The organism is Streptococcus sp. 151470009-6, from assembly GCF_053628175.1.
In genome coordinates, this window is record NZ_JBSEZF010000001.1 from 230,747 (window position 1) to 252,163 (window position 21,417).

Sequence of the window (21,417 nt, forward strand, 5' to 3'; positions counted from 1 at the left end):
GAAATTTATCAAATAACATATTAAAATATAAAAAAATTATTTATAATTCAAGGAGTTTAAAATGAAGAAATCAATGATGGTCGGGCTTATCATTTTTATTGCTTTAGGTTTGGCAACAGGATACTATTTCTTATCTTATGCGCCTCATCAAGCTGCTGTAACTAAGTTTGAAGATGTAGTAAAGGATTTAAATGAAAAGAATAAAGAAGTTGAAGATCAAATAGCTGAGGCTGAAAAGGTTATTGAGAATAATGAAGAACCTCTTGATTCTAAGACATTGGAAGAATTGAAATCAACTATAAAGGATAGCAAAGATTCACTTCGTAAAATACCAGATATTGAAAAACAAACTGAGCAAATTGAAAAGCAAATTGAAGAATTAAGTCAACCATTAGATTATAGTGAAACAAAAAAGAATTTATCTGACAAACAGACTCATTATCAAAATAGCATTCTTCAATTAAAACAAATTACAAATCCTTCAAGTTCTTTTATTGAAGAAAGGCTCAAAGAAATTGAATCAATTACTGGAGTACAATCTGTTACGGAGGATAATGACCCTAATAAAAAATTGAATAAACAAGGTGGGTATACAGCGTCTGTATATTTTGTTGACAATCAAGTGACTGAATCTGTAGAAGGCTCAGATATTGTTCAGAAAGGCAATGATGTTGGAGGAAATATAGAGGTTTATAAGACAAAAGAAGATGCAGAAAAACGCAATACTTATATCAGTGCTTTTGATGGAACTGCTTTAAATCCAGGATCACACTATGTTTATGGAACTGTATTAATTCGCACTTCTCACCATTTAACAGGAACGCAACAGAAAGAACTGACCGAGAAAATCTACAATAAATTGATTGAACTAAAATAATAAAAAATTGGATAGCTATTAGTTTTATTGAAGTAAGATACAGTCAAAAAGCCGTTGGAAAACGGTTTTTTGTTATAATTAAATGAAGAATGTAGAATTGAAGGAGAACATCATGACTTTTGAAGAAATCCTGCCTGGATTAAAGGCTAAGAAAAAATATGTACGAACTGGTTGGGGAGGGGCTGAAAACTATGTCCAACTCTTTGACACTATCGAACAAAACGGGGTTGCACTTGAAGTGACGCCTTATTTCCTCATCAACGTGTCTGGGGAGGGAGAAGGTTTTTCCATGTGGAGCCCGACACCTTGTGATGTTTTGGCGACGGATTGGGTAGAAGTGTATGACTAGACGTGTATTGATTACGGGAGTAAGTTCAGGGATTGGTCTGGCTCAAGCTCGACTCTTTTTAGAGAAGGGTTATCAAGTTTATGGTGTGGACCAAGGTGAAAATCCACTCTTACAGGGTGATTTCCACTTTTTACAGAGAGATTTGACCTTGGACTTGGAGCCAATTTTTGATTGGTGTCCTTATGTGGATGTTTTGTGCAATACTGCAGGAGTTTTGGATGATTACAAACCACTTTTGGAACAATCAGCCCAGGAAATTCAAGAGATTTTTGAAATCAACTATATGACTCCTGTTGAGTTGACTCGTTATTATTTGACGCAAATGCTGGAAAATAAAAAAGGAATCATTATCAATATGTGTTCGATTGCTTCAAGTCTAGCTGGCGGAGGTGGTCACGCCTATACCTCGTCTAAGCACGCCTTAGCTGGCTTTACCAAGCAGTTGGCTCTAGACTATGCTGAGGCTGGGATTCAGGTATTTGGAATTGCTCCAGGGGCAGTCAAGACAGCTATGACCGCTGCGGACTTTGAACCAGGTGGCTTAGCTGACTGGGTAGCTAGTGAAACGCCAATCAAGCGCTGGATTGAGCCAGAGGAAGTAGCAGAGATTAGCCTTTTCTTAGCAAGTGGAAAAGCGAGCTCCATGCAAGGACAAATCCTGACCATTGATGGTGGTTGGTCGTTGAAGTAGGAGGAGTTGGATGGAAATCAAAAAACACTTTGGAGTCTATGCTGTTTGCTTTGAAAACGGGAAATTACTCTGCATTGAAAAAATGAGAGGCCCTTATCAACATCGTTATGATCTACCTGGTGGTAGTCAGCAACTTGGTGAAGGATTGACGGAAACGCTGATTAGAGAAGTTATGGAAGAGACAGGATTTACTGTTAGAAGCTACTTCAATCCTCGAATCTACGATGTTTTCGTCAGGGAAGAGTTAAAAAATTTTATGGTTCACCATATCATGGCATTTTATGATATTGAGGTCAACGAGAAGGAACCTCAGGTTACGATTTCGGAAGCTGTCTCTGATGGTGCGAATGATTCACTCGGATATATTTGGATGGATATTCAGAAAATCACAGAAGAAAATGCATCACCATTAGTCTTGAAGGTCAAGTCTGAATTATTAGGATTTCCAGAGCTGGACAAGACCTTGTATATGAATTGGAAGGTGAATGATGAGAAACCAACTTGTCCTTAGTGGCGAACAAATTGTTGAAAAAGTTTACCCTCAATTATTGCATCATGTTGGTATGATTCGTGGGGAATATTTGTTGAGAGAGCTTAATCAAAACATCCTATTAGCAAGTTGTCAGCAATTTGTAAAAGATTATCTAGACACCATTTGCTCCTTGTACTCAGATGAAGAGGTTTGGTATCGTTTTTCAGAGTTAACAAATACAGAAGCTAATTGTTTAGAGGGAACTAAAGAGCATTTTGATGAAAATCATTCCTTGTTTGGATATAGAGGAACTAGGCGTTTGCTGGCGTGTCCTGATGAATTTCAGGCTGAGGCACATGTCGTTACAGAAGTTTATCAAACAAATCCCAATTTGTCTGTTATTTTTCCTTTTGTCAATAATTCTGAGCAGTTAAAGCAAGCTATTAGAGTATTGCGTGAGCATGGTTTTACTGGAAAAGTCGGTACAATGATTGAATTACCGTCAGCTTATTTTGACTTGGACAGGATACTGGAAACTGGTATTTCAAAGATTATAGTTGGAATGAATGATTTGACTTCTTTTGTTTTTGCGACTGTGAGAAACAGTCAATGGCATGATATGGAAAGTCCAATAATGTTAGATATGCTGAGAGATATGCAGGATAAAGCAAGGATGAAAAAGATTAACTTTGCTGTAGCAGGCTATCTGAATCCTTCTTTCATACAAAAAATGAATCAGACGGGTATCAAGTGTATTATCCACTACAGTTCTATTCCAGAGATTTTTGATTTAGAGATTGACCATCCAGACCACCTCAAACGTGTAAAAGAATTAAGTAAAAAATTACAAAGGAGCAACCCATGACGCCGCAAGAAATGTGGAATGCATACAAGCAAATTAACCCCTCTATCGGAGATGAGATAGATGCCTGGGCTTTTGGAGTGGAAGCCGATACCTTGGCAGGTTTGGTTTTAAAAGGCGAAAAGACAGCAACCGCCTCAGCCTACGACCTCTACGCACTAGAAGACGAACCTCTTCCACAAAAAGGGACCTTCGATGTTATTTTAGACAGTCAAAATCAGGCTGTCTGTATTGTCGAAATTACCAAGGTCTCCGTTCAGCCTTTCAATCAAGTTTCTGCAGACCACGCCTACAAGGAAGGGGAGGGAGACAAATCTTTAGCCTATTGGCGTCAGGTTCATGAGGACTTTTTCACCGAGTGGATGAGGGAAGCCGGACTGACTTTTACCCCTGACAGCAAGGTTGTTTTAGAAGAATTTCGCAAAGTCTACCCACTCTAGACTGCAGAAGGAAGAAAGTTTTGGAAATCACCGTCCAATCCTTTTTTCTTAAGCAAAACATGATATAATAAGTTTGTTTGAAGAAGAGTAAAACTCTTAAACTTAGAATAGGAGAAAACTATGCAAGCAGTTGAACATTTTATTACCCAATTTGTTCCTGAACACTATGATTTATTTTTGGACTTGAGTCGTGAGACCAAGACCTTTTCTGGGAAGGTGACCATCACTGGTCAAGCCAAAACTGACCGTATTTCCCTTCACCAAAAGGACTTGGAAATCGCTTCTGTAGAAGTTGCGGGTCAAGCTCGTCCATTTACAGTTGATCATGAAAATGAAGCCCTGCATATCGAATTGGCTGAGGCTGGTCAAGTTGAAGTGGTCATCGCCTTTTCAGGAAAAATCACAGACAACATGACAGGGATTTACCCTTCTTACTACACAGTGGATGGTGTCAAGAAGGAAGTCTTGTCTACGCAGTTTGAAAGCCATTTTGCGCGTGAAGCCTTCCCATGTGTGGATGAGCCAGAAGCCAAAGCAACCTTTGATCTCGCTCTTCGCTTTGACCAAGCAGCAGGTGAGTTGGCCTTGTCAAACATGCCTGAGATTGATGTGGATAACCGCAAGGAAACAGGTATTTGGAAGTTTGAGACAACACCTCGTATGTCTTCTTACTTGTTGGCCTTTGTAGCTGGTGACTTGCAAGGGGTTACTGCTAAAACTAAGAATGGTACCCTCGTAGGTGTCTATTCAACCAAAGCTCACCCATTATCAAACCTTGATTTCTCATTGGACATTGCCGTTCGCTCAATCGAGTTTTACGAAGATTACTACGGAGTTAAGTACCCAATCCCTCAATCTCTTCATATCGCCCTCCCTGACTTCTCAGCAGGTGCTATGGAAAACTGGGGTCTGGTAACCTACCGTGAAGTTTACTTGGTTGTGGATGAGAACTCAACCTTTGCTAGCCGTCAACAAGTTGCCCTAGTTGTAGCACATGAGTTGGCTCACCAATGGTTTGGGAATCTCGTGACTATGAAATGGTGGGATGACCTTTGGCTTAATGAAAGCTTCGCTAACATGATGGAATACGTCTGTGTGGATGCCATCGAGCCAAGTTGGAATATCTTTGAAGATTTCCAAACAGGTGGAGTACCTCTCGCTCTTGAACGTGATGCGACGGATGGCGTTCAGTCTGTTCATGTTGAAGTTAAACACCCAGACGAAATCAATACACTATTTGATGGCGCTATCGTCTATGCCAAAGGAAGTCGTCTCATGCACATGCTTCGTCGTTGGCTCGGCGATGCTGATTTTGCTAAGGGCTTGCATGCCTACTTTGAAAAGCACCAATATGGAAATACCATTGGTCGTGACCTTTGGAATGCCCTTGGACAAGCATCAGGTCGTGATGTTGCAGCTTTCATGGATTCTTGGTTGGAGCAACCTGGTTATCCAGTTCTCACTGTCAAAGTTGAAAATGATGTCTTGAAGATTTCACAAAAACAATTCTTTATCGGTGAGCACGAGGACAAGAACCGTCTCTGGGTGGTGCCACTCAACAGCAACTGGAAAGGCTTGCCAGATACACTCGAAACTGAAAGTATTGAAATCCCTGGCTACGCCGCTCTTCTTGCTGAAAATAAAGGAGCTCTTCGTCTCAACACTGAAAATACAGCCCACTACATTACCGACTATCAAGGAGACTTGTTAGAAGCTGTTCTTGCTGAGCTAGAGACACTTGATAACACAAGCAAACTGCAAATCGTCCAAGAACGTCGTTTGCTTGCTGAAGCAGGGCACATTTCTTACGCTGACTTGCTCCCAGTCCTTGATAAACTTGCTAAGGAAGAGTCTTACCTTGTAGTTTCAGCTGTTTCTCAAGTGATTTCTGCCCTTGAGCGCTTTATCGATGAAGGAACAGAAACTGAGAAATCCTTTAACAGTCTGGTTGCTAAATTAGCTCGTCACAACTATGCCCGTCTTGGTTTTGAAGCCAAAGATGGGGAATCGGATGAAGACGAATTGGTTCGTCAGTTGACTATTTCCATGATGATTCGCTCAAATGATGCAGAAGCTAGTCAAGTTGCTAGCCAAATCTTTGTAGCTCATAAGGAGAATCTTGCAGGCCTTCCAGCAGCCATCCGTGCTCAAGTTCTCATCAATGAGATGAAACACCATGAGACCAAGGACTTGGTCGCAACTTATCTGGACCTCTACACTCATGCCACAGATGCTGTCTTCAAACGTCAGCTGTCAGCGGCTCTTGCCTACAGTACAGATGCTGACAATATCCAAACCTCGATTCGTTCATGGAAGGATAAATTTGTAGTGAAACCACAAGACTTGTCTGCTTGGTATTACCAGTTCCTTGCTCATCAAACAACTCAAGAAACTGTTTGGGTATGGGCGCGTGAAAACTGGGATTGGATTAAGGCGGCTCTTGGTGGAGACATGAGCTTTGATAGCTTTGTTATCCTTCCTGCTCATGTGTTTAAGACAGAGCAACGCTTGGCGGAATACAAGGCCTTCTTTGAGCCCCAACTCTCTGACCTCGCTCTTAGCCGTAATATCGGTATGGGAATCAAGGAAATTGCAGCGCGTGTTGACTTGATTAATCGTGAAAAAGCAGCAGTCGAAGCTGTTGTAGCCCAATATGCTAAAGCTTAATTCATTCGAAAAGTAAATAAAAAACTCAACTTTCTCCCTTAAAGTAAGAGAGAGTTGAGTTTTTTTTAAGGCAATTTTGGTATAATAATCATAACAAGGAGGAGTTTCTGATGATAAAAATCTTATTAGTAGAAGATGACCTAGGTCTGTCAAACTCAGTATTTGACTTTTTAGATGATTTTGCAGATGTCATGCAGGTCTTTGATGGAGAAGAGGGTCTCTACGAAGCAGAAAGTGGCGTTTATGACTTGATTTTGCTTGACCTGATGTTGCCGGAAAAAAATGGTTTCCAAGTCTTGAAAGAGTTGCGAGAAAAAGGAATCACGACACCAGTCCTTATCATGACTGCCAAAGAGAGTTTGGATGACAAGGGACATGGTTTTGAGTTGGGAGCGGATGACTATCTCACCAAACCTTTCTACCTAGAAGAACTCAAAATGCGGATTCAAGCCCTTCTCAAGCGTTCAGGTAAGTTTAATGAAAACACCTTGACCTATGGGGATGTTGTCGTCAACCTTTCAACGAATGAAGTGAAGGTGGAAGACACGCCTGTGGAACTGCTCGGAAAAGAGTTTGAGTTGTTGGTTTACTTCCTTCAAAATCAAAATGTTATTCTTCCCAAGACACAAATTTTTGACCGTCTATGGGGATTTGATAGCGATACGACGATTTCCGTTGTAGAAGTCTATGTCTCAAAAGTTCGTAAGAAATTGAAGGGGACAGCCTTTGCTGAAAATCTTCAAACCTTGCGTAGTGTCGGGTATATTTTAAAAGATGTTCAATAAACTAAAAAAAACATGGTATGCGGATGATTTTAGCTATTTCATTCGAAACTTTGGAGTGTTCACCTTGATTTTCTCTGCTATGACCTTGATTATCCTTCAGGTCATGCATTCGAGTCTCTACACCTCTGTAGATGAAAAACTCCAAGCTCTTAGTAGTAGTCCCCAAGCGGTTATCCAGTTAGCCCTTAATCGGGCAACCGAAGAAGTCAAGGATATCCAACCCGCAACAGCGGATGCCAACAAGGCTGAAATCAAGCCCAATGTTAGCTCCAATACAGAAGTTTTGCTTTTTGACAAGGATTTTAACCAACTCTTACTGGGCAATCGCTTTTTAGGCTTGGATAAGATCAAGCTGGACAAGAAAGAATTGAATCATATTCGTCAAATCCAAGTCGTCAATAGCTATGGTCAGGAAGAAACCTATCGAATGGTCTTGATGGAAACCAACTCTTCCTCCGTATCAAGCAATGTCAAATATGCAGCGGTTCTAATCAATACCAGCCAGCTTGAGCAAATCAGCCAAAATCACGAGCATTTAATTGTTGTAGTCATGGCTAGTTTCTGGCTCCTGTCTTTAATTGCCAGTGTTTACCTGGCACGTGTCAGTGTCAAACCGCTACTGGAAAGCATGCAAAAGCAGAAGTCCTTTGTTGAAAATGCGAGTCACGAACTGAGAACGCCTTTGGCCGTTTTACAAAATCGTTTAGAGAATCTCTTTCGAAAACCAGAGGCAACAATCATGGAATCCAGCGAAAGTATTGCTTCCAGTCTTGAAGAAGTTCGCAACATGCGTTTCCTTACAACCAACCTTCTCAATTTAGCACGTCGAGATGATGGAATCAAACCAGAAATAGCAGAAGTTTCTCCACAATTCTTTAAAACAACCTTTGCCAACTATGAGTTGATTGCTTATGAAAATGATCGTGTTTTCAACTATGAAAATCGAATTTACCGTCCATTCATGACCGATCAGTTGCTCTTAAAACAACTCATGACTATCTTGTTTGATAATGCCATCAAGTATACTGAAGAAGATGGCAAGATTGAGTTTGTAGTTCATGCTACAGATCGCCACCTCTATCTTACAGTGACGGATAATGGAATTGGAATCTCAGCTGCCGATAAGAAGAAAATCTTTGACCGTTTTTATCGTGTAGACAAGGCAAGAACCCGTCAGAAAGGTGGTTTCGGCCTGGGACTATCTTTGGCCAAGCAAATCGTAGATGCCTTACGAGGAACGATTACCGTAAAAGATAACAAACCTAGAGGAACAATTTTTGAAGTTAAGATTGCCATCCAATCTCCTTCAAAACGAAAGAATAAATAAAAAAGACAGTTAGATAACTGTCTTTTTAGATAACTAGAAAAGAGGTTGGTAGTAGTACCAACCTTTATTTTGAAAGTTTTCGTTTCATTATCTTTCTTTGAAGTTGTAAAAGTGCGAAGCTTGTTGCCATAGCAGCGATAAATGATAAAGCTGTATTAAATTTTAAGGCTAAAAAGATAAAGCTAAAAAGCACCATAAAAATACAAAAACAAGCAATATTTACAAAAAATAAAATCTCTTTTAGGTTAGGGCCGACTGGGGCTTCTGGTGTATAATCTTGATAAAGCGGAGTTTGATTCGATTCGGGAGCTTGTTCAAACTCATAAGCTTCTAGTTTTCTTGCGGACATGATTCTCTCCTTAACAGTACATAACTATTTTATCATTTTTTATGCAGAGAATTATTACAGAATTGTTACAAAATAACTAAAGTCTCTTATCATTATCTAAGTCACTCTTCTTGACACCTACAAGGGAAAATGGTAGCATGGATGTTACACTTAAAACAGATGACCTGACTTTCTCTTTTATAAATATACTGAGAAAGGTAAGGATAACTTATATAAATTGATAGCAAGCTGAGGCTTTTTCCTAAGATGATTTGTTGAGTTGCTACCTGGATACTTTTGAAGAGTATTGGTAGGAGTTGTTTTGAATGGATGGAAGGACAGCGATTCTGTCTATTGGTCTGGGTGGCTTTTAAACTACCTCTGGGAAATGTTAAAGGAGATAAGCATGTATCTTGCTATCAAAGAAATAGTACGAAACAAACTTCGATATAGTTTGATTCTAACTACCATTTTTCTTATCGCTTTTATGGTCTTTTTTATGACCAGTCTAGCTCTTGGTCTTGTGCGAAACAACCGAGCAGCTATTGATAACTGGCAAGCAACGGGTGTCGTTTTATCTGACTACGCAAATGATAATTTGACGGCATCTTTTATTCCTGAAAAGGACTACAAGGATAAGAGTTCTGAAGAGGCTGCTCCACTGGGCTATATGTTTGCTGTAACCAATCTAGTCGATGGTAGTGAAAAGGTCAATGTTTCCATCTTTGCTCAAGACTGGGACGCTTTTATCTCTCCTAGTTTGACGGAGGGTCGTTATCCTGAAGGAGATGATGAGGTTGTCGTGGATCAGTCTTTTGAGAACTATGGGATGAAGCTAGGTGATGCCATTCAGCTCAATGGAAGCGATTCAAGTTACAAGATCGTAGGCTTGACTCAAGGAAATAAATTTTTCACTGAGCCTGTTGTCTTTACGAGTCTGACAACTTATTGGACCTTACAAGGAACCTTGAAAGCCAATCGTTCCATCTCTGCCTTGGTATTGAAAAATGATATAGAAGTGGCTGGTGATGGACTGAAACAGATTTCCATTCCAAAAATGATTTCGAAAATTCCTGGTTACACACCACAGGTGAATGTATTTTCAGGGATGATTCTTGCTATGATTGTTATCACAGGCTTGATTGTGGGTATTTTTGTTTATATCATTACCATCCAAAAACTAGGACTTTATGGAATAATGCGGGCTCAAGGGATACAGATCAAAACCATTGTATGGTCTCTATTCTGTCAAATCTTCCTCCTAGCTGGTATGGGGATTGCTTTAGCCTTGCTGGCAATCGGAGGAGTGATTTTAGTCTTACCAGCTACCTTCTTTTTCTACCCAAGCTGGATAGCTTACTCTGTCCTAAGCTTGGTAATTTCCTTGATGGCCCTTCTAGGTGGTGTCATTTCACTTCCACGCTTGCTAAAGGTGGACCCGATTACTGCAATTGCAGAGTGATAAGGAGAATAGTATGACAGCATTGATTGAAATGACTCAAGTGACAAAAACTTACGGGGAAGGAAAGATGAAAGTCGTAGCCCTGCATGAGACGAATTTTCAGCTAAATGCTGGAGAGTTCGTGGCTATCGTTGGACCTTCGGGATCTGGAAAGACGACCTTTCTTACAACTCTTGGACAACTTCAGGAAGCATCGAGTGGAAAGATTCTAGTAAAGGGGAAGGAAACAGGCAGTTTGACGGAGAAGGAAAAAACAGACCTCCGTTTTAGAGAGTTTGGCTTCATTCTCCAGGCTTCAAACTTAATTCCTTTTCTAACGGTCAAGGAACAGCTGGACTTGATAGACAGACTGGATAAGGGAAAAAATAGTAAAAGTGACCGAAAAGAGCTCTTTAAGTTGTTGGATTTGGAAAAAGTACAAGATCAGTATCCCAAGGCCCTATCGGGTGGCGAACGTCAGCGTGCGGCAATAGCTAGAGCGCTCTATAACAATCCAAGCATCGTACTTGCAGATGAGCCGACAGCCAGTCTGGACACCGAGCGTGCCTATCAAGTAACAGAGATGTTGGCTGCCATTGCCCACGAACAAGGTAGAGGAGTTGTCATGATTACACATGATACACGCCTTCTTGATAAGGTTGACCGTATTTATGTTATGAATGATGGCCACCTAGTTGAAAAAACACATGCATAAAATAGAGTGAATGGTACAAGTTACTGTTCACTTTTTGATTGGGAAAAATAGAAATAAGTTTAACTTTTTGTGAAACTCTCGGTACCCATAGCTGATTTTTGAGAAATGTGGTATAATTTTTCTTATGGAAAAGATTATCATTACAGCAACTGCTGAAAGTATTGAACAAGTTGAACAGTTACTAGAAGCTGGCGTAGACCGTATCTACGTCGGTGAGAAAGATTTTGGCCTTCGTCTGCCAACAACCTTTAGCTATGAAGAGTTGCGCACCATCGCTAAGCTCGTTCATGATGGGGGTAAGGAGTTGATCGTTGCAGTCAACGCCCTCATGCACCAAGATATGATGGACCGAATCAAGCCTTTTCTAGACTTCTTGGAAGAAATCAAGACAGACTACATCACAGTTGGGGATGCAGGTGTCTTTTATGTGGTCAACCGTGATGGTTATTCCTTTAAGACCATCTACGATGCTTCAACCATGGTGACAAGCAGCCGTCAGATTAACTTCTGGGGCCAAAAGGCTGGCGCATCTGAGGCGGTTTTGGCGCGTGAAATTCCATCTGCTGAGCTCTTCAAGATGCCCGAGATTTTGGAAATTCCTGCTGAAGTATTGGTTTATGGCGCCAGTGTCATTCACCATTCTAAGCGTCCGCTCTTACAAAACTACTATAACTTTACGCATATTGATGATGAAAAGACACGTAAGCGTGACCTCTTCTTGGCAGAACCAAGTGACCCAGAGAGCCATTATTCCATCTTTGAAGACAATCATGGTACCCACATCTTTGCAAATAACGACCTTGATTTGATGACTAAATTGACAGAATTGGTGGAGCATGGTTTTACCCATTGGAAGCTAGAAGGACTCTACACACCAGGTCAAAACTTTGTTGAGATTGCTAAACTCTTTATCCAAGCACGTAGCTTGATCCAAGAGGGCAAATTCAGCCATGACCAAGCCTTCTTGTTAGATGAGGAAGTGCGCAAGTTACACCCTAAAAACCGTTTTCTCGATACTGGATTCTATGATTACGATCCTGATATGGTTAAATAGGACACCAAAACCCGAAATAAAAATGTTCGGGTTTTTCCAGTGTATCCATGAAATAAAAACGGATACATGTTATAATAAAAATAGCTCTTTAATGGAGGTGTTTGAGTGGAAAATCTGAAGAAAATGGCAGGTATAAAGGCTGCTGAGTTTGTTAAGGATGGCATGGTAGTCGGACTCGGTACTGGATCAACTGCCTACTATTTCGTAGAAGAAATCGGTCGTCGGATTAAGGAAGAAGGTTTGCAGATTACTGCTGTAACGACTTCCAGTGTTACTAGTAAACAGGCCGAAGGTCTTAATATCCCGCTCAAGTCGATTGATCAAGTGGACTTTGTCGATGTGACAGTCGATGGAGCGGATGAAGTAGATAGCCAGTTCAACGGGATCAAAGGTGGTGGTGGTGCCCTTCTGATGGAGAAGGTTGTCGCAACGCCCTCAAAAGAATACATTTGGGTGGTTGACGAAAGCAAACTGGTGGAGAAACTAGGTGCTTTTAAATTGCCAGTAGAAGTGGTTCAGTATGGTGCAGAACAGGTCTTTCGTTGGTTTGAGCGAGCTGGCTACAAACCAAGTTTCCGTGAAAAAGACGGCCAACGTTTTGTGACTGATATGCAGAATTTTATCATTGACCTAGCCTTGGATGTCATTGAAGATCCAATTGCCTTCGGACAAGAATTGGACCATGTCGTTGGTGTCGTAGAGCACGGCTTGTTCAACCAAATGGTGGATAAGGTCATCGTTGCTGGACGAGACGGGGTTCAGATTTTAACTTCAACAAAAGCAAACTAATCAACATAATAAGGAGATACACTATGTCAAAATTTAATCGGATTCACTTGGTGGTACTGGATTCCGTGGGAATCGGTGCTGCGCCAGATGCCAATAACTTTGTTAATGCAGGGGTTCCAGACGGAGCTTCTGACACACTGGGACACATTTCAAAAACAGTTGGTTTGAATGTGCCAAACATGGCTAAAATCGGCCTAGGAAATATTCCACGTGAAACTCCTCTAAAGACTGTACCAGCTGAAAGCAATCCAACAGGTTATGCAACAAAATTGGAAGAAGTTTCCCTTGGTAAGGATACCATGACTGGTCACTGGGAAATCATGGGACTTAACATTACAGAGCCTTTCGATACTTTCTGGAACGGATTCCCAGAAGAAATTTTGACAAAAATTGAAGAATTCTCAGGACGCAAGGTCATTCGTGAAGCTAACAAACCGTATTCAGGAACAGCTGTTATAGATGACTTTGGACCACGTCAAATGGAAACTGGCGAGTTGATTATCTATACTTCAGCTGACCCTGTTTTGCAGATTGCTGCCCACGAAGACATCATTCCTTTAGATGAATTGTATCGTATTTGTGAATACGCTCGTTCGATTACCCTTGAGCGTCCTGCCCTACTAGGTCGTATCATTGCCCGTCCATATGTTGGTGAACCAGGTAACTTCACTCGTACAGCAAATCGTCGTGACTTGGCCGTTTCTCCATTTGCACCGACTGTTCTCGATAAACTCAATGAAGCTGGTATCGATACTTACGCTGTTGGTAAAATCAACGATATCTTTAACGGAGCTGGTATCAATCATGACATGGGGCACAACAAGTCAAACAGCCACGGAATTGATACATTATTGAAGACCATTGGACTTGCTGAATTTGAAAAAGGATTCTCATTTACTAACTTGGTAGACTTTGATGCTCTTTACGGCCACCGCCGCAATGCTCATGGTTACCGTGATTGCTTGCATGAGTTTGATGAACGCTTGCCTGAAATTATTGCTGCCATGAGAGAGAATGACCTTCTCTTGATTACTGCGGACCACGGAAATGACCCAACTTATGCAGGAACAGACCACACTCGTGAATATATTCCATTGTTGGCCTATAGTCCTTCCTTTAAAGGAAATGGTCTCATTCCTGTCGGACATTTTGCAGATATCTCAGCAACAGTTGCGGATAACTTTGGTGTTGAAACAGCCATGATTGGGGAAAGTTTCTTAGATAAATTGGTATAAGATGACGCGCTATGCTTTACTTGTTCGGGGAATTAATGTCGGTGGGAAAAATAAGGTTGTCATGGCGCAACTTCGTCAAGAATTGACAGAGTTGGGACTGGGAAAGGTTGAAACCTACATCAACAGTGGCAACATTTTCTTTACTTCGACAGACCCCAAAGCCCGATTGGTTGAAAAGTTAGAGGCTTTCTTTGAAGTTCATTATCCATTTATTCAGAACTTTTCCTTGCTGAGTCAGAAAGACTATGAAGCAGAGCTGGAAAATCTGCCAGATTGGTGGACCAAAGACCTAGCTCGAAAAGATGTGCTCTTCTACACGGAGAGCTTGGATGTGGATCAAGTGCTCGAGAAAGTGGACAGTTTGGAACTGAAAGATGAAGTGGTTCATTTTGGAAGACTTGGGATTTTCTGGGGGAAATTCTCTGAGGAATCCTACTATGCAACTGCCTATCATAAGTACTTGCTCAAGATGCCTTTTTATCGCAACATCACCATTCGCAATGCTAAAACTTTTGACAAAATCGGTCAAATGCTAAAAAATAATAAAGGAGACACAGAATGACATTTTTAGATAAGATCAAAGAAACAGCTGCTTTCCTGAAAGAAAAGGGTATCCAAGCGCCTGAGTTTGGTTTAATCCTTGGATCAGGTCTGGGAGAATTGGCAGAAGAAATCGAAAATCCTGTTGTAGTAGACTATGCAGATATTCCAAACTGGGGCCGTTCGACAGTAGTCGGTCACGCTGGTAAATTGGTATATGGAGAACTTGCAGGTCGCAAGGTCTTGGCTCTTCAAGGTCGGTTCCATTTCTATGAAGGAAATCCTCTTGAAGTCGTGACTTTCCCAGTACGTGTGATGAAAGTTCTTGGATGTGAAGGTGTCATTGTAACCAATGCAGCTGGAGGTATTGGATTTGGTCCTGGTACTTTGATGGCTATCTCAGACCATATCAATATGACGGGGCAGAACCCATTGATGGGTGAAAACTTGGATGATTTTGGTCCACGTTTCCCTGATATGTCTAAAGCCTACACACCAGAATATCATGCTACTGCCCATGAAGTGGCTAAGAAACTTGGTATCAAGCTTGATGAAGGTGTCTATATTGGTGTAACAGGTCCGACTTATGAAACCCCAGCAGAAATTCGCGCCTATAAGACACTGGGAGCAGATGCAGTTGGTATGTCCACTGTTCCTGAAGTTATTGTGGCCGCTCACTCAGGCTTGAAAGTTCTCGGTATTTCATGTATCACTAACCATGCTGCTGGTTTCCAAGAAGAACTCAACCACGAGGAAGTTGTGGAAGTGACAGAGCGTGTTAAAGGTGACTTCAAAGGCTTGCTTAAAGCGATTCTTGCTGAATTGTAATCATGTTAATAGAATTGAGGAGTATTTTTCGAAAAATCCCTTATAATTTTAGATTATTCATAGCAGTAATTCTGCAAGGAATAGTTTCGGGTTTATCTGGTATATTTCTCCATTATCTTTTAGAGATGGTGGAGGGGCTAGCTTTTGGTCAGTCAGAGCATCATAATGGATTTTTGACCGATGGAGTTTCCTCCTCACGGATAGGACTAAGTTTAATAATCGTGGGTCTTAGCTCGTCCTTAGTCTGGTACTTCTTGCAAAAAGGGTCGAAGATTTATTCCATCAAAGCTCAGATGAAGGATGAGACTTCACAATACAAGCTTCATTTTTTAAGACAGCTATTTCATTCAATTTGGCAGATTATTGCAGTTGGAGGGGGAGCGCCTATTGGCAAAGAAGCTGCGCCACGAGAGATTGGAACCCTATTTGCAGGGCCAATTGGAAAAATATGTATACTGTCTATGAAGGATCGCATCTTTCTCCTTGCTTGTGGTGCTGGTGCTGGTTTAGCGGCTGTCTATCAGGTTCCATTAACAAGTGTTTTCTTCGTTTTTGAGACTCTAGGAATTACATTATCTATCAAGCGATTTGTCTTTGTCGGTTTGACTACCTATGTGTCAACCTATATAGCAGGATTGGTTATTTCAGATCATGCTCTCTACCAGATTCCAGCTATTGCATGGTCATTAAAGGAAGTGTGGGTTATTCCCTTATTAATTCTTTTCTTAACCCCACTAGCTTGGCTTTTTGGTCGCTTAAGTAAAGAAGTGTCTTCAAACAGAATAAAAGATAAACGAATACTTCTCACATTGCCTACAGCTTTTCTTTTTCTTGCTGGATTGGCAAGTTATTTTCCACATCTACTTGGCAATGGACGCATGATGGCTCAGGAAGTTTTAAATGGTAGCGATGGCAAAACAGTGCTTCTCATGTTTATCCTAAAAGCAGTGGTCGTTCTTATTATTCTGTGGGCAGGGGCTTATGGTGGTACACTTACGCCATCTTTTGCCTTGGGGATGGCTGGAGCCGCTCTCTTGGGCATGATTCTAGGTTTGGACAGCCAGCCAACCGTTTTACTTTTGGGATCGGTTTGCTTTTTATCTGTGACTTTGAGGGCGCCCATTTCTGCAACTGGATTAGTTATAGGTTTCACTGGGCTAGGTTTAGATTCTCTTCCGTATCTCTTAGTAACGGCTTTCCTAGCTTATGGTTTTGCACAAGTGTTAGACCGTTTTCCTTGGGCTAGTATACTGTGTAAGATGTCAAAGGATAAAGTAATTAGGTAGCAAATACCCGTTTCTTCTAATCAAGGATTTATCTTAAAAGATTAAAAACTATTGTCAGTTTATCAATAACTGTTTTAAATAAAAATGTAGTAGGCTTATCGGAGTCATGATTGAATACGATTTTTCCAAGCTATGAAATATAAAAATAAATAAAGAAAGGTAGAGCAAGGTGTTCTAATTTGAACACGAGCGGAAAACTCGGAAAATAGATAATCTGACTGAGAAATCAGGATTTCTCGTCAGATTCCTAATTTTCAGTCGTTTTCTTGTCGCTCTTTGTATCATAAATTATGTCTATCCATATTGCTGCTCAGCAGGGTGAAATTGCTGATAAAATTCTTCTTCCTGGGGATCCTCTTCGTGCTAAGTTTATTGCGGAGAATTTCCTTGAAGATGCTGTTTGTTTTAACGAAGTACGTAACATGTTTGGTTACACTGGTACTTATAAGGGTCACCGTGTATCTGTCATGGGAACTGGGATGGGGATGCCGTCCATTTCGATTTATGCGCGTGAGTTGATTGTGGACTACGGTGTGAAAAAATTGATCCGTGTGGGAACTGCGGGTTCATTAAATGAAGATGTTCACATTCGTGAATTGGTCTTGGCGCAAGCAGCTGCGACTAACTCAAACATCATCCGCAACGACTGGCCACAGTATGATTTTCCACAAATCGCTAGCTTTGATTTGCTAGACAAGGCCTACCATATTGCAAAAGAACACGGTATGACCACCCACGTTGGGAACGTCTTGTCATCAGATGTCTTTTACTCAAACTACTTTGAAAAGAACATCGAGCTTGGTAAATGGGGAGTTAAGGCTGTGGAAATGGAAGCAGCAGCCCTTTACTATCTCGCTGCCCAACACCACGTTGATGCTCTTGCAATCATGACCATTTCTGATAGCTTGGTCAATCCAGATGAAGACACCACTGCAGAAGAACGCCAAAACACCTTCACTGATATGATGAAGGTTGGTTTGGAAACTTTGATTGCAGAGTAAACATCGTATTACTTTGAGATAAGGTTATTTCTAAGATTGATTCAAATGCTTTAATCTCAAATATATCAGAAATGATAAAGAAAGAGTTGAAAATCAGATTGCTGGAGCTATTGGTTTTCAACTTTTTTAGAACCCAGCTTAAGGAGAAATGTGATGGATAAAATTGAACAATTACAAGACTTGATAGATCAAAGCCAACGGATTGTTTTCTTTGGAGGGGCAGGAGTGTCAACAGAGTCTAATATCCCAGATTTTCGTAGTTCAGATGGTGTTTATAGTCATCAGTTAGGTCGTCATTTTACGGCAGAGCAACTCGTTTCTCGGACCATGTTTGAGCGCTATCCAGAAGATTTTTTTGACTTTTATAAGAAGTACCTGATTTATCCAGAAGCCAAACCTAATGCTGCTCATACTTATCTAGCTGCTTTGGAAAAGACAGGTAAGCTAAAGGCTGTTGTGACACAAAATATCGATAGTCTTCATGAAATGGCTGGCTCCCAAAAAGTCTTTAAATTGCATGGGAGCGCGGACCTGAATTACTGCCTAGGTTGTCAACGTTTCTATGACTTAACTGCTTTTCTGGCCCTTGAGGGACTTGTTCCCCACTGCTTAGACTGTGGCAAGGTGGTCAAGCCTGACGTGACCTTGTATGAAGAATCACTTGACATGGATGTCTTTAGCCAAGCTGCACAAGCTATTCGGCAAGCAGACTTGCTGATTATTGGTGGGACTTCCTTGGTTGTTTATCCTGCAGCTAGCCTAGTAAACTATTTTTCTGGGACAAATCTGGTCCTTATCAATAAAACCAGTATTCCACAAGACAGCCAAGCTACATTGGTCATTGAAGGCAAGATTGGGGAAGTCTTTTCGAAATTGAGACTATAAAAGAATTTTAGAAGATAGCAACAAAACCTTGTTACTTGAAAGAGAAAACTATTTCATTTATTGACCAAAATCTTGCTCTTTGAGAGTTATTAAAAACTGGCTGGGAAAATCAAAACACCTTCACCGATATGATGAAGGTTGGTTTGGAAACCTTGATTGCAGAGTAAAATGTAAAAGAAAATCCTGATTTCAAGTGAGATCAGGATTTTTTCATGGATACGATTTTTTCTGGGTCTGGTGTAACGCGGAGGGTCTTTTGTCCTGTGTAGGTTACAAAGCCAGGTTTTCCACCAGTTGGTTTGTTGAGTTTCTTGACTTCAATCATATCCACCTGCACGAGATTTGACAAGCGCCCTTTGGAGAAATAGGCAGCCAGTTCCGCCGCATCTGTCTTGACTTCGTCAGAAGGATTGAGATTTCCTGAGATAACGACATGGCTTCCAGGGATGTCCTTGGCATGGAACCAGAGTTCTTCTTTGCGGGCCATTTTAAAGGTCAATTCCTCATTTTGCAGGTTGTTTCGTCCAACATAGATAATGGTTTTGCCATCGCTCGCTAGATACTGTTCTGGTTTTTTGCGTTTCTGGATTTTTTCGCGTTGGCGTCTTCTAATAAAGCCTGTTTGGATCAATTCTTCACGGATTTCAGCGATTTCCTCCAGCCCAGCTTGATTGAGAACAGTCTCAACACTTTCTAGATAGAGAATGGTTGCCTTGGTTTCCTCAATCAGCTCAGTAAGGTATTTGACAGCTTCTTTGAGTTTCTGGTAACGTTTAAAATAGCGTTGAGCATTCTGACTGGGAGTCAGGGCCTTATCAAGAGCAATGGTGATAGGTTGATTGGTGTAGTAGTTATCCAAGGTAACCTGATCTTGGTCATTAGGTACTTGGTGAAGGAAGGTTGTCAACAATTCCCCCTTTTGGCGAAATTCCTCAGCATTATCTGTCGCCAGTAATTCTTTTTTTTGTTTTTTGAGTTTGTGGCGATTTTTCTGAAGTTCATTTTCAACACGGCGAATGAGTTCGCTAGCTTGCTGTTTGACGCGGTCGCGCTCGGCTTTATCCTTATAATAGGTATCTAAGAGATCCGAAAGACTGGCAAAAGGCTCTCCTATACGATTGGCAAAAGGAATTGGACTGAAGGAAGTCTCCGTCAGGTAAGGCTTAGTTTTTTGTCCGAAAAAGTTACGGAAGGTAGAAAGTTTATCACGAACCAAAAGCCTTTCCAATTCATTTGCTGTATCGCGTCCCAGACCTTGAAAGAGACTTTGAAGATTTTTTGCAGTTAGTTCTTGGGTTTGCAAGATTTCAAAGAGTTTTTCATCCTTGATAGTAAAAGGGTTGCGGGATTCGGTGCTTGGTGGAGCGATATAGCTTGACCCTGGGAGCAAGGTGCGGTAGCTATTTTGTGAAAAGCCGACGTGTTTGATGACTTCGAGGATTTTATGGCTACTTTTATCCACGAGGAGAATATTACTGTGTTTGCCCATAATCTCGATAATGAGAGTCGCTTGAATATGATCTCCAATCTCGTTTTTATTGGAAACCGTGATTTCCACAATACGGTCATTTTCCACTTGCTCGATCGACTCAATTACGGCGCCTTGTAAATATTTCCTCAACACCATGATAAAGGTAGAAGGCTGGGCAGGATTTTCAAAAGTCGTTTGGGTCAGCTGAATGCGTCCAAAAACGGGATGAGCAGAGAGGAGCAAGCGATGGCTTTGGCGATTACTGCGGATTTGCAAGACCAATTCTTGTTCAAAAGGTTGATTGATTTTCTGGATGCGACCATTGACTAACTCTCTTCGCAATTCCTCAATCATGTGGTGTAAAAAAAATCCGTCAAATGACATCGTTCTCTCCTTGTGATTGTATTCCATAGTATTATATCAAAAAGGTAGAATAAAATCATGGAAATATGGTATAATAAAGCCAAGTAAAGAGAATCGAGAAGTACATGTATATTGAAATGGTAGATGAAACTGGTCAAGTTTCACAAGAAATCTTGCACCAAACCCAAGAAATTTTGGAATTCGCAGCCCAAAAAATAGGAAAAGAAGACAAGGAGATGGCAGTTACTTTTGTGACCAATGAGCGTAGCCATGAACTCAACCTCGAGTACCGTGATACAGATCGCCCGACAGATGTCATTAGCCTTGAATATAAACCAGAATTGGACATTTCCTTTGATGAGGAAGATCTGCTTGAAAATCCTGAATTAGCAGAAATGATGTCTGAGTTCGATGCCTATATTGGGGAACTGTTCATCTCTATCGATAAAGCGCATGAGCAGGCTGAGGATTACGGTCACAGCTTTGAGCGTGAGATGGGCTTCTTGGCAGTACACGGCTTTTTACATATCAACGGCTACGATCACTACACTCCGGAAGAAGAAGCGGAGATGTTCGGTTTACAAGAAGAAATTTTGACAGCCTATGGACTCACAAGACAATAAACGAAAATGGAAAAATCGTGACCTGATTTCTAGTTTAGAATTTGCCCTGACAGGCATTCTGACTGCTATCAAGGAAGAACGCAATATGCGAAAGCATGCAGTGACGGCTCTAGTAGTCATCCTTGCAGGTTTTGTTTTTCAGGTGTCACGAATCGAATGGCTCTTTCTCCTAATGAGCATTTTCTTGGTAGTGGCCTTTGAGATTATTAACTCCGCTATCGAAAATGTGGTGGATCTAGCCAGTCACTATCACTTTTCTATGTTGGCAAAGAAAGCCAAGGACATGGCGGCAGGAGCCGTGCTGGTGGTTTCTCTTCTTGCCGCGGTGATTGGTGCACTTATCTTTCTCCCACGCATTTGGGATTTATTATTTTAAAGATTAAGAGGA

At 41.1% G+C, this 21,417-nt stretch carries 23 protein-coding genes; 21 read left to right on the forward strand and 2 right to left on the reverse strand.

The window, feature by feature from the left end; all coding sequences use genetic code 11:
* Positions 1–61 precede the first annotated feature (61 nt).
* The 9 genes from ACUW6H_RS01235 (at position 62) to ACUW6H_RS01275 (ending at position 8,470) form a co-directional block, all read left to right on the forward strand.
* Positions 62–877 (forward strand): kinetochore Spc7 family protein, encoded by an 816-nt coding sequence (locus ACUW6H_RS01235; RefSeq protein WP_096407582.1) that lies wholly within the window; start codon positions 62–64, stop codon positions 875–877.
* A gap of 112 nt (positions 878–989) precedes the next feature.
* Positions 990–1,226 carry a DUF2829 domain-containing protein gene (locus ACUW6H_RS01240; protein WP_033684947.1) on the forward strand — a complete coding sequence of 79 codons (237 nt, stop codon included), beginning with the start codon at positions 990–992 and terminating at the stop codon, positions 1,224–1,226.
* Positions 1,219–1,917, forward strand: a complete 699-nt coding sequence (locus ACUW6H_RS01245) for a 3-oxoacyl-ACP reductase (RefSeq protein WP_049485291.1) — start codon at positions 1,219–1,221, stop codon at positions 1,915–1,917. Before ACUW6H_RS01240 ends, ACUW6H_RS01245 begins: the two co-directional genes overlap by 8 nt.
* A 10-nt stretch (positions 1,918–1,927) precedes the next feature.
* A complete protein-coding gene (locus ACUW6H_RS01250) occupies positions 1,928–2,428 on the forward strand; it encodes an NUDIX hydrolase (protein WP_049485289.1) in 501 nt (166 codons plus the stop codon).
* Positions 2,406–3,254, forward strand: a complete 849-nt coding sequence (locus ACUW6H_RS01255) for a putative PEP-binding protein (RefSeq protein ID WP_454359965.1) — start codon at positions 2,406–2,408, stop codon at positions 3,252–3,254. Before ACUW6H_RS01250 ends, ACUW6H_RS01255 begins: the two co-directional genes overlap by 23 nt.
* The gene (locus tag ACUW6H_RS01260) at positions 3,251–3,691 is read left to right on the forward strand and encodes an ASCH domain-containing protein (protein ID WP_454359967.1); all 441 of its coding nucleotides are present in this window, start codon (positions 3,251–3,253) and stop codon (positions 3,689–3,691) included. The genes ACUW6H_RS01255 and ACUW6H_RS01260 overlap by 4 nt, the downstream gene beginning before the upstream one ends.
* A 120-nt stretch (positions 3,692–3,811) precedes the next feature.
* A complete protein-coding gene (locus tag ACUW6H_RS01265; protein WP_454359969.1) occupies positions 3,812–6,358 on the forward strand; it encodes a M1 family metallopeptidase in 2,547 nt (848 codons plus the stop codon).
* Between the two features lie 110 nt (positions 6,359–6,468).
* On the forward strand, positions 6,469–7,143 hold the full coding sequence (gene ciaR / locus ACUW6H_RS01270) for a two-component system response regulator CiaR (RefSeq protein ID WP_000590635.1): 675 nt from the start codon (positions 6,469–6,471) through the stop codon (positions 7,141–7,143).
* Positions 7,133–8,470 (forward strand): sensor histidine kinase, encoded by a 1,338-nt coding sequence (locus ACUW6H_RS01275; protein WP_454359972.1) that lies wholly within the window; start codon positions 7,133–7,135, stop codon positions 8,468–8,470. Before ciaR ends, ACUW6H_RS01275 begins: the two co-directional genes overlap by 11 nt.
* Positions 8,471–8,534: 64 nt before the next feature.
* Here the strand turns inward: ACUW6H_RS01275 and ACUW6H_RS01280 are convergent, their stop codons facing one another.
* Positions 8,535–8,819 (reverse strand): DUF3270 domain-containing protein, encoded by a 285-nt coding sequence (locus ACUW6H_RS01280; protein WP_447265998.1) that lies wholly within the window; start codon positions 8,817–8,819, stop codon positions 8,535–8,537.
* A gap of 385 nt (positions 8,820–9,204) precedes the next feature.
* Between ACUW6H_RS01280 and ACUW6H_RS01285 the strand changes: the two genes are divergently transcribed.
* From ACUW6H_RS01285 to ACUW6H_RS01330, 10 genes are all read left to right on the forward strand, one after another.
* Positions 9,205–10,260, forward strand: a complete 1,056-nt coding sequence (locus ACUW6H_RS01285) for an ABC transporter permease (RefSeq protein WP_454359974.1) — start codon at positions 9,205–9,207, stop codon at positions 10,258–10,260.
* A 13-nt stretch (positions 10,261–10,273) separates the two neighbouring features.
* On the forward strand, positions 10,274–10,954 hold the full coding sequence (locus ACUW6H_RS01290; protein WP_454359976.1) for an ABC transporter ATP-binding protein: 681 nt from the start codon (positions 10,274–10,276) through the stop codon (positions 10,952–10,954).
* 124 nt (positions 10,955–11,078) lie between these two features.
* A complete protein-coding gene (locus tag ACUW6H_RS01295; RefSeq protein ID WP_454359978.1) occupies positions 11,079–12,008 on the forward strand; it encodes a peptidase U32 family protein in 930 nt (309 codons plus the stop codon).
* 105 nt (positions 12,009–12,113) lie between these two features.
* Entirely contained in the window at positions 12,114–12,797 is a 684-nt protein-coding gene (rpiA, locus tag ACUW6H_RS01300; protein ID WP_454359980.1) for a ribose-5-phosphate isomerase RpiA, read from the forward strand.
* Positions 12,798–12,820: 23 nt separating this feature from the next.
* On the forward strand, positions 12,821–14,032 hold the full coding sequence (locus ACUW6H_RS01305; protein ID WP_454359982.1) for a phosphopentomutase: 1,212 nt from the start codon (positions 12,821–12,823) through the stop codon (positions 14,030–14,032).
* A gap of 1 nt (position 14,033) precedes the next feature.
* Entirely contained in the window at positions 14,034–14,594 is a 561-nt protein-coding gene (locus tag ACUW6H_RS01310) for a DUF1697 domain-containing protein (RefSeq protein WP_454359984.1), read from the forward strand.
* The gene (locus tag ACUW6H_RS01315; protein ID WP_454359986.1) at positions 14,591–15,400 is read left to right on the forward strand and encodes a purine-nucleoside phosphorylase; all 810 of its coding nucleotides are present in this window, start codon (positions 14,591–14,593) and stop codon (positions 15,398–15,400) included. Before ACUW6H_RS01310 ends, ACUW6H_RS01315 begins: the two co-directional genes overlap by 4 nt.
* A gap of 2 nt (positions 15,401–15,402) precedes the next feature.
* The gene (locus ACUW6H_RS01320; protein WP_454359988.1) at positions 15,403–16,686 is read left to right on the forward strand and encodes a chloride channel protein; all 1,284 of its coding nucleotides are present in this window, start codon (positions 15,403–15,405) and stop codon (positions 16,684–16,686) included.
* A gap of 290 nt (positions 16,687–16,976) precedes the next feature.
* Positions 16,977–17,687: a purine-nucleoside phosphorylase gene (gene deoD, locus ACUW6H_RS01325; RefSeq protein ID WP_454359990.1), complete on the forward strand. Its 711-nt coding sequence runs from the start codon at positions 16,977–16,979 to the stop codon at positions 17,685–17,687.
* A gap of 153 nt (positions 17,688–17,840) precedes the next feature.
* Entirely contained in the window at positions 17,841–18,572 is a 732-nt protein-coding gene (locus ACUW6H_RS01330; RefSeq protein ID WP_129312693.1) for an NAD-dependent protein deacylase, read from the forward strand.
* A 199-nt stretch (positions 18,573–18,771) separates the two neighbouring features.
* On the opposite strand, the gene pavA is transcribed toward ACUW6H_RS01330, so the two are convergent.
* A complete protein-coding gene (pavA, locus tag ACUW6H_RS01335) occupies positions 18,772–20,427 on the reverse strand; it encodes an Rqc2 family fibronectin-binding protein PavA (RefSeq protein ID WP_129312695.1) in 1,656 nt (551 codons plus the stop codon).
* Positions 20,428–20,531: 104 nt separating this feature from the next.
* Here pavA and ybeY point away from each other — a divergent pair, with 104 nt between their 5' ends.
* Positions 20,532–21,029 (forward strand): rRNA maturation RNase YbeY, encoded by a 498-nt coding sequence (gene ybeY, locus ACUW6H_RS01340; protein ID WP_454359993.1) that lies wholly within the window; start codon positions 20,532–20,534, stop codon positions 21,027–21,029.
* Positions 21,010–21,405: a diacylglycerol kinase family protein gene (locus ACUW6H_RS01345; protein ID WP_061852190.1), complete on the forward strand. Its 396-nt coding sequence runs from the start codon at positions 21,010–21,012 to the stop codon at positions 21,403–21,405. The genes ybeY and ACUW6H_RS01345 overlap by 20 nt, the downstream gene beginning before the upstream one ends.
* The last annotated feature ends 12 nt before the right edge of the window (positions 21,406–21,417 follow it).

Excerpts from the sequence above, each read along its gene's own strand:
- ACUW6H_RS01235 (WP_096407582.1), top strand. The coding sequence starts at position 62 with ATGAAGAAATCAATGATGGTCGGGCTTATCATTTTTATTGCTTTAGGT.
- ACUW6H_RS01240 (WP_033684947.1), top strand. The coding sequence starts at position 990 with ATGACTTTTGAAGAAATCCTGCCTGGATTAAAGGCTAAGAAAAAATAT.
- ACUW6H_RS01245 (WP_049485291.1), top strand. The coding sequence starts at position 1,219 with ATGACTAGACGTGTATTGATTACGGGAGTAAGTTCAGGGATTGGTCTG.
- ACUW6H_RS01250 (WP_049485289.1), top strand. The coding sequence starts at position 1,928 with ATGGAAATCAAAAAACACTTTGGAGTCTATGCTGTTTGCTTTGAAAAC.
- ACUW6H_RS01255 (WP_454359965.1), top strand. The coding sequence starts at position 2,406 with ATGAGAAACCAACTTGTCCTTAGTGGCGAACAAATTGTTGAAAAAGTT.
- ACUW6H_RS01260 (WP_454359967.1), top strand. The coding sequence starts at position 3,251 with ATGACGCCGCAAGAAATGTGGAATGCATACAAGCAAATTAACCCCTCT.
- ACUW6H_RS01265 (WP_454359969.1), top strand. The coding sequence starts at position 3,812 with ATGCAAGCAGTTGAACATTTTATTACCCAATTTGTTCCTGAACACTAT.
- ciaR (WP_000590635.1), top strand. The coding sequence starts at position 6,469 with ATGATAAAAATCTTATTAGTAGAAGATGACCTAGGTCTGTCAAACTCA.
- ACUW6H_RS01275 (WP_454359972.1), top strand. The coding sequence starts at position 7,133 with ATGTTCAATAAACTAAAAAAAACATGGTATGCGGATGATTTTAGCTAT.
- ACUW6H_RS01280 (WP_447265998.1), bottom strand. The coding sequence starts at position 8,819 with ATGTCCGCAAGAAAACTAGAAGCTTATGAGTTTGAACAAGCTCCCGAA.
- ACUW6H_RS01285 (WP_454359974.1), top strand. The coding sequence starts at position 9,205 with ATGTATCTTGCTATCAAAGAAATAGTACGAAACAAACTTCGATATAGT.
- ACUW6H_RS01290 (WP_454359976.1), top strand. The coding sequence starts at position 10,274 with ATGACAGCATTGATTGAAATGACTCAAGTGACAAAAACTTACGGGGAA.
- ACUW6H_RS01295 (WP_454359978.1), top strand. The coding sequence starts at position 11,079 with ATGGAAAAGATTATCATTACAGCAACTGCTGAAAGTATTGAACAAGTT.
- ACUW6H_RS01305 (WP_454359982.1), top strand. The coding sequence starts at position 12,821 with ATGTCAAAATTTAATCGGATTCACTTGGTGGTACTGGATTCCGTGGGA.
- ACUW6H_RS01310 (WP_454359984.1), top strand. The coding sequence starts at position 14,034 with ATGACGCGCTATGCTTTACTTGTTCGGGGAATTAATGTCGGTGGGAAA.
- ACUW6H_RS01315 (WP_454359986.1), top strand. The coding sequence starts at position 14,591 with ATGACATTTTTAGATAAGATCAAAGAAACAGCTGCTTTCCTGAAAGAA.
- ACUW6H_RS01320 (WP_454359988.1), top strand. The coding sequence starts at position 15,403 with ATGTTAATAGAATTGAGGAGTATTTTTCGAAAAATCCCTTATAATTTT.
- deoD (WP_454359990.1), top strand. The coding sequence starts at position 16,977 with ATGTCTATCCATATTGCTGCTCAGCAGGGTGAAATTGCTGATAAAATT.
- ACUW6H_RS01330 (WP_129312693.1), top strand. The coding sequence starts at position 17,841 with ATGGATAAAATTGAACAATTACAAGACTTGATAGATCAAAGCCAACGG.
- pavA (WP_129312695.1), bottom strand. The coding sequence starts at position 20,427 with ATGTCATTTGACGGATTTTTTTTACACCACATGATTGAGGAATTGCGA.
- ybeY (WP_454359993.1), top strand. The coding sequence starts at position 20,532 with ATGTATATTGAAATGGTAGATGAAACTGGTCAAGTTTCACAAGAAATC.
- ACUW6H_RS01345 (WP_061852190.1), top strand. The coding sequence starts at position 21,010 with ATGGACTCACAAGACAATAAACGAAAATGGAAAAATCGTGACCTGATT.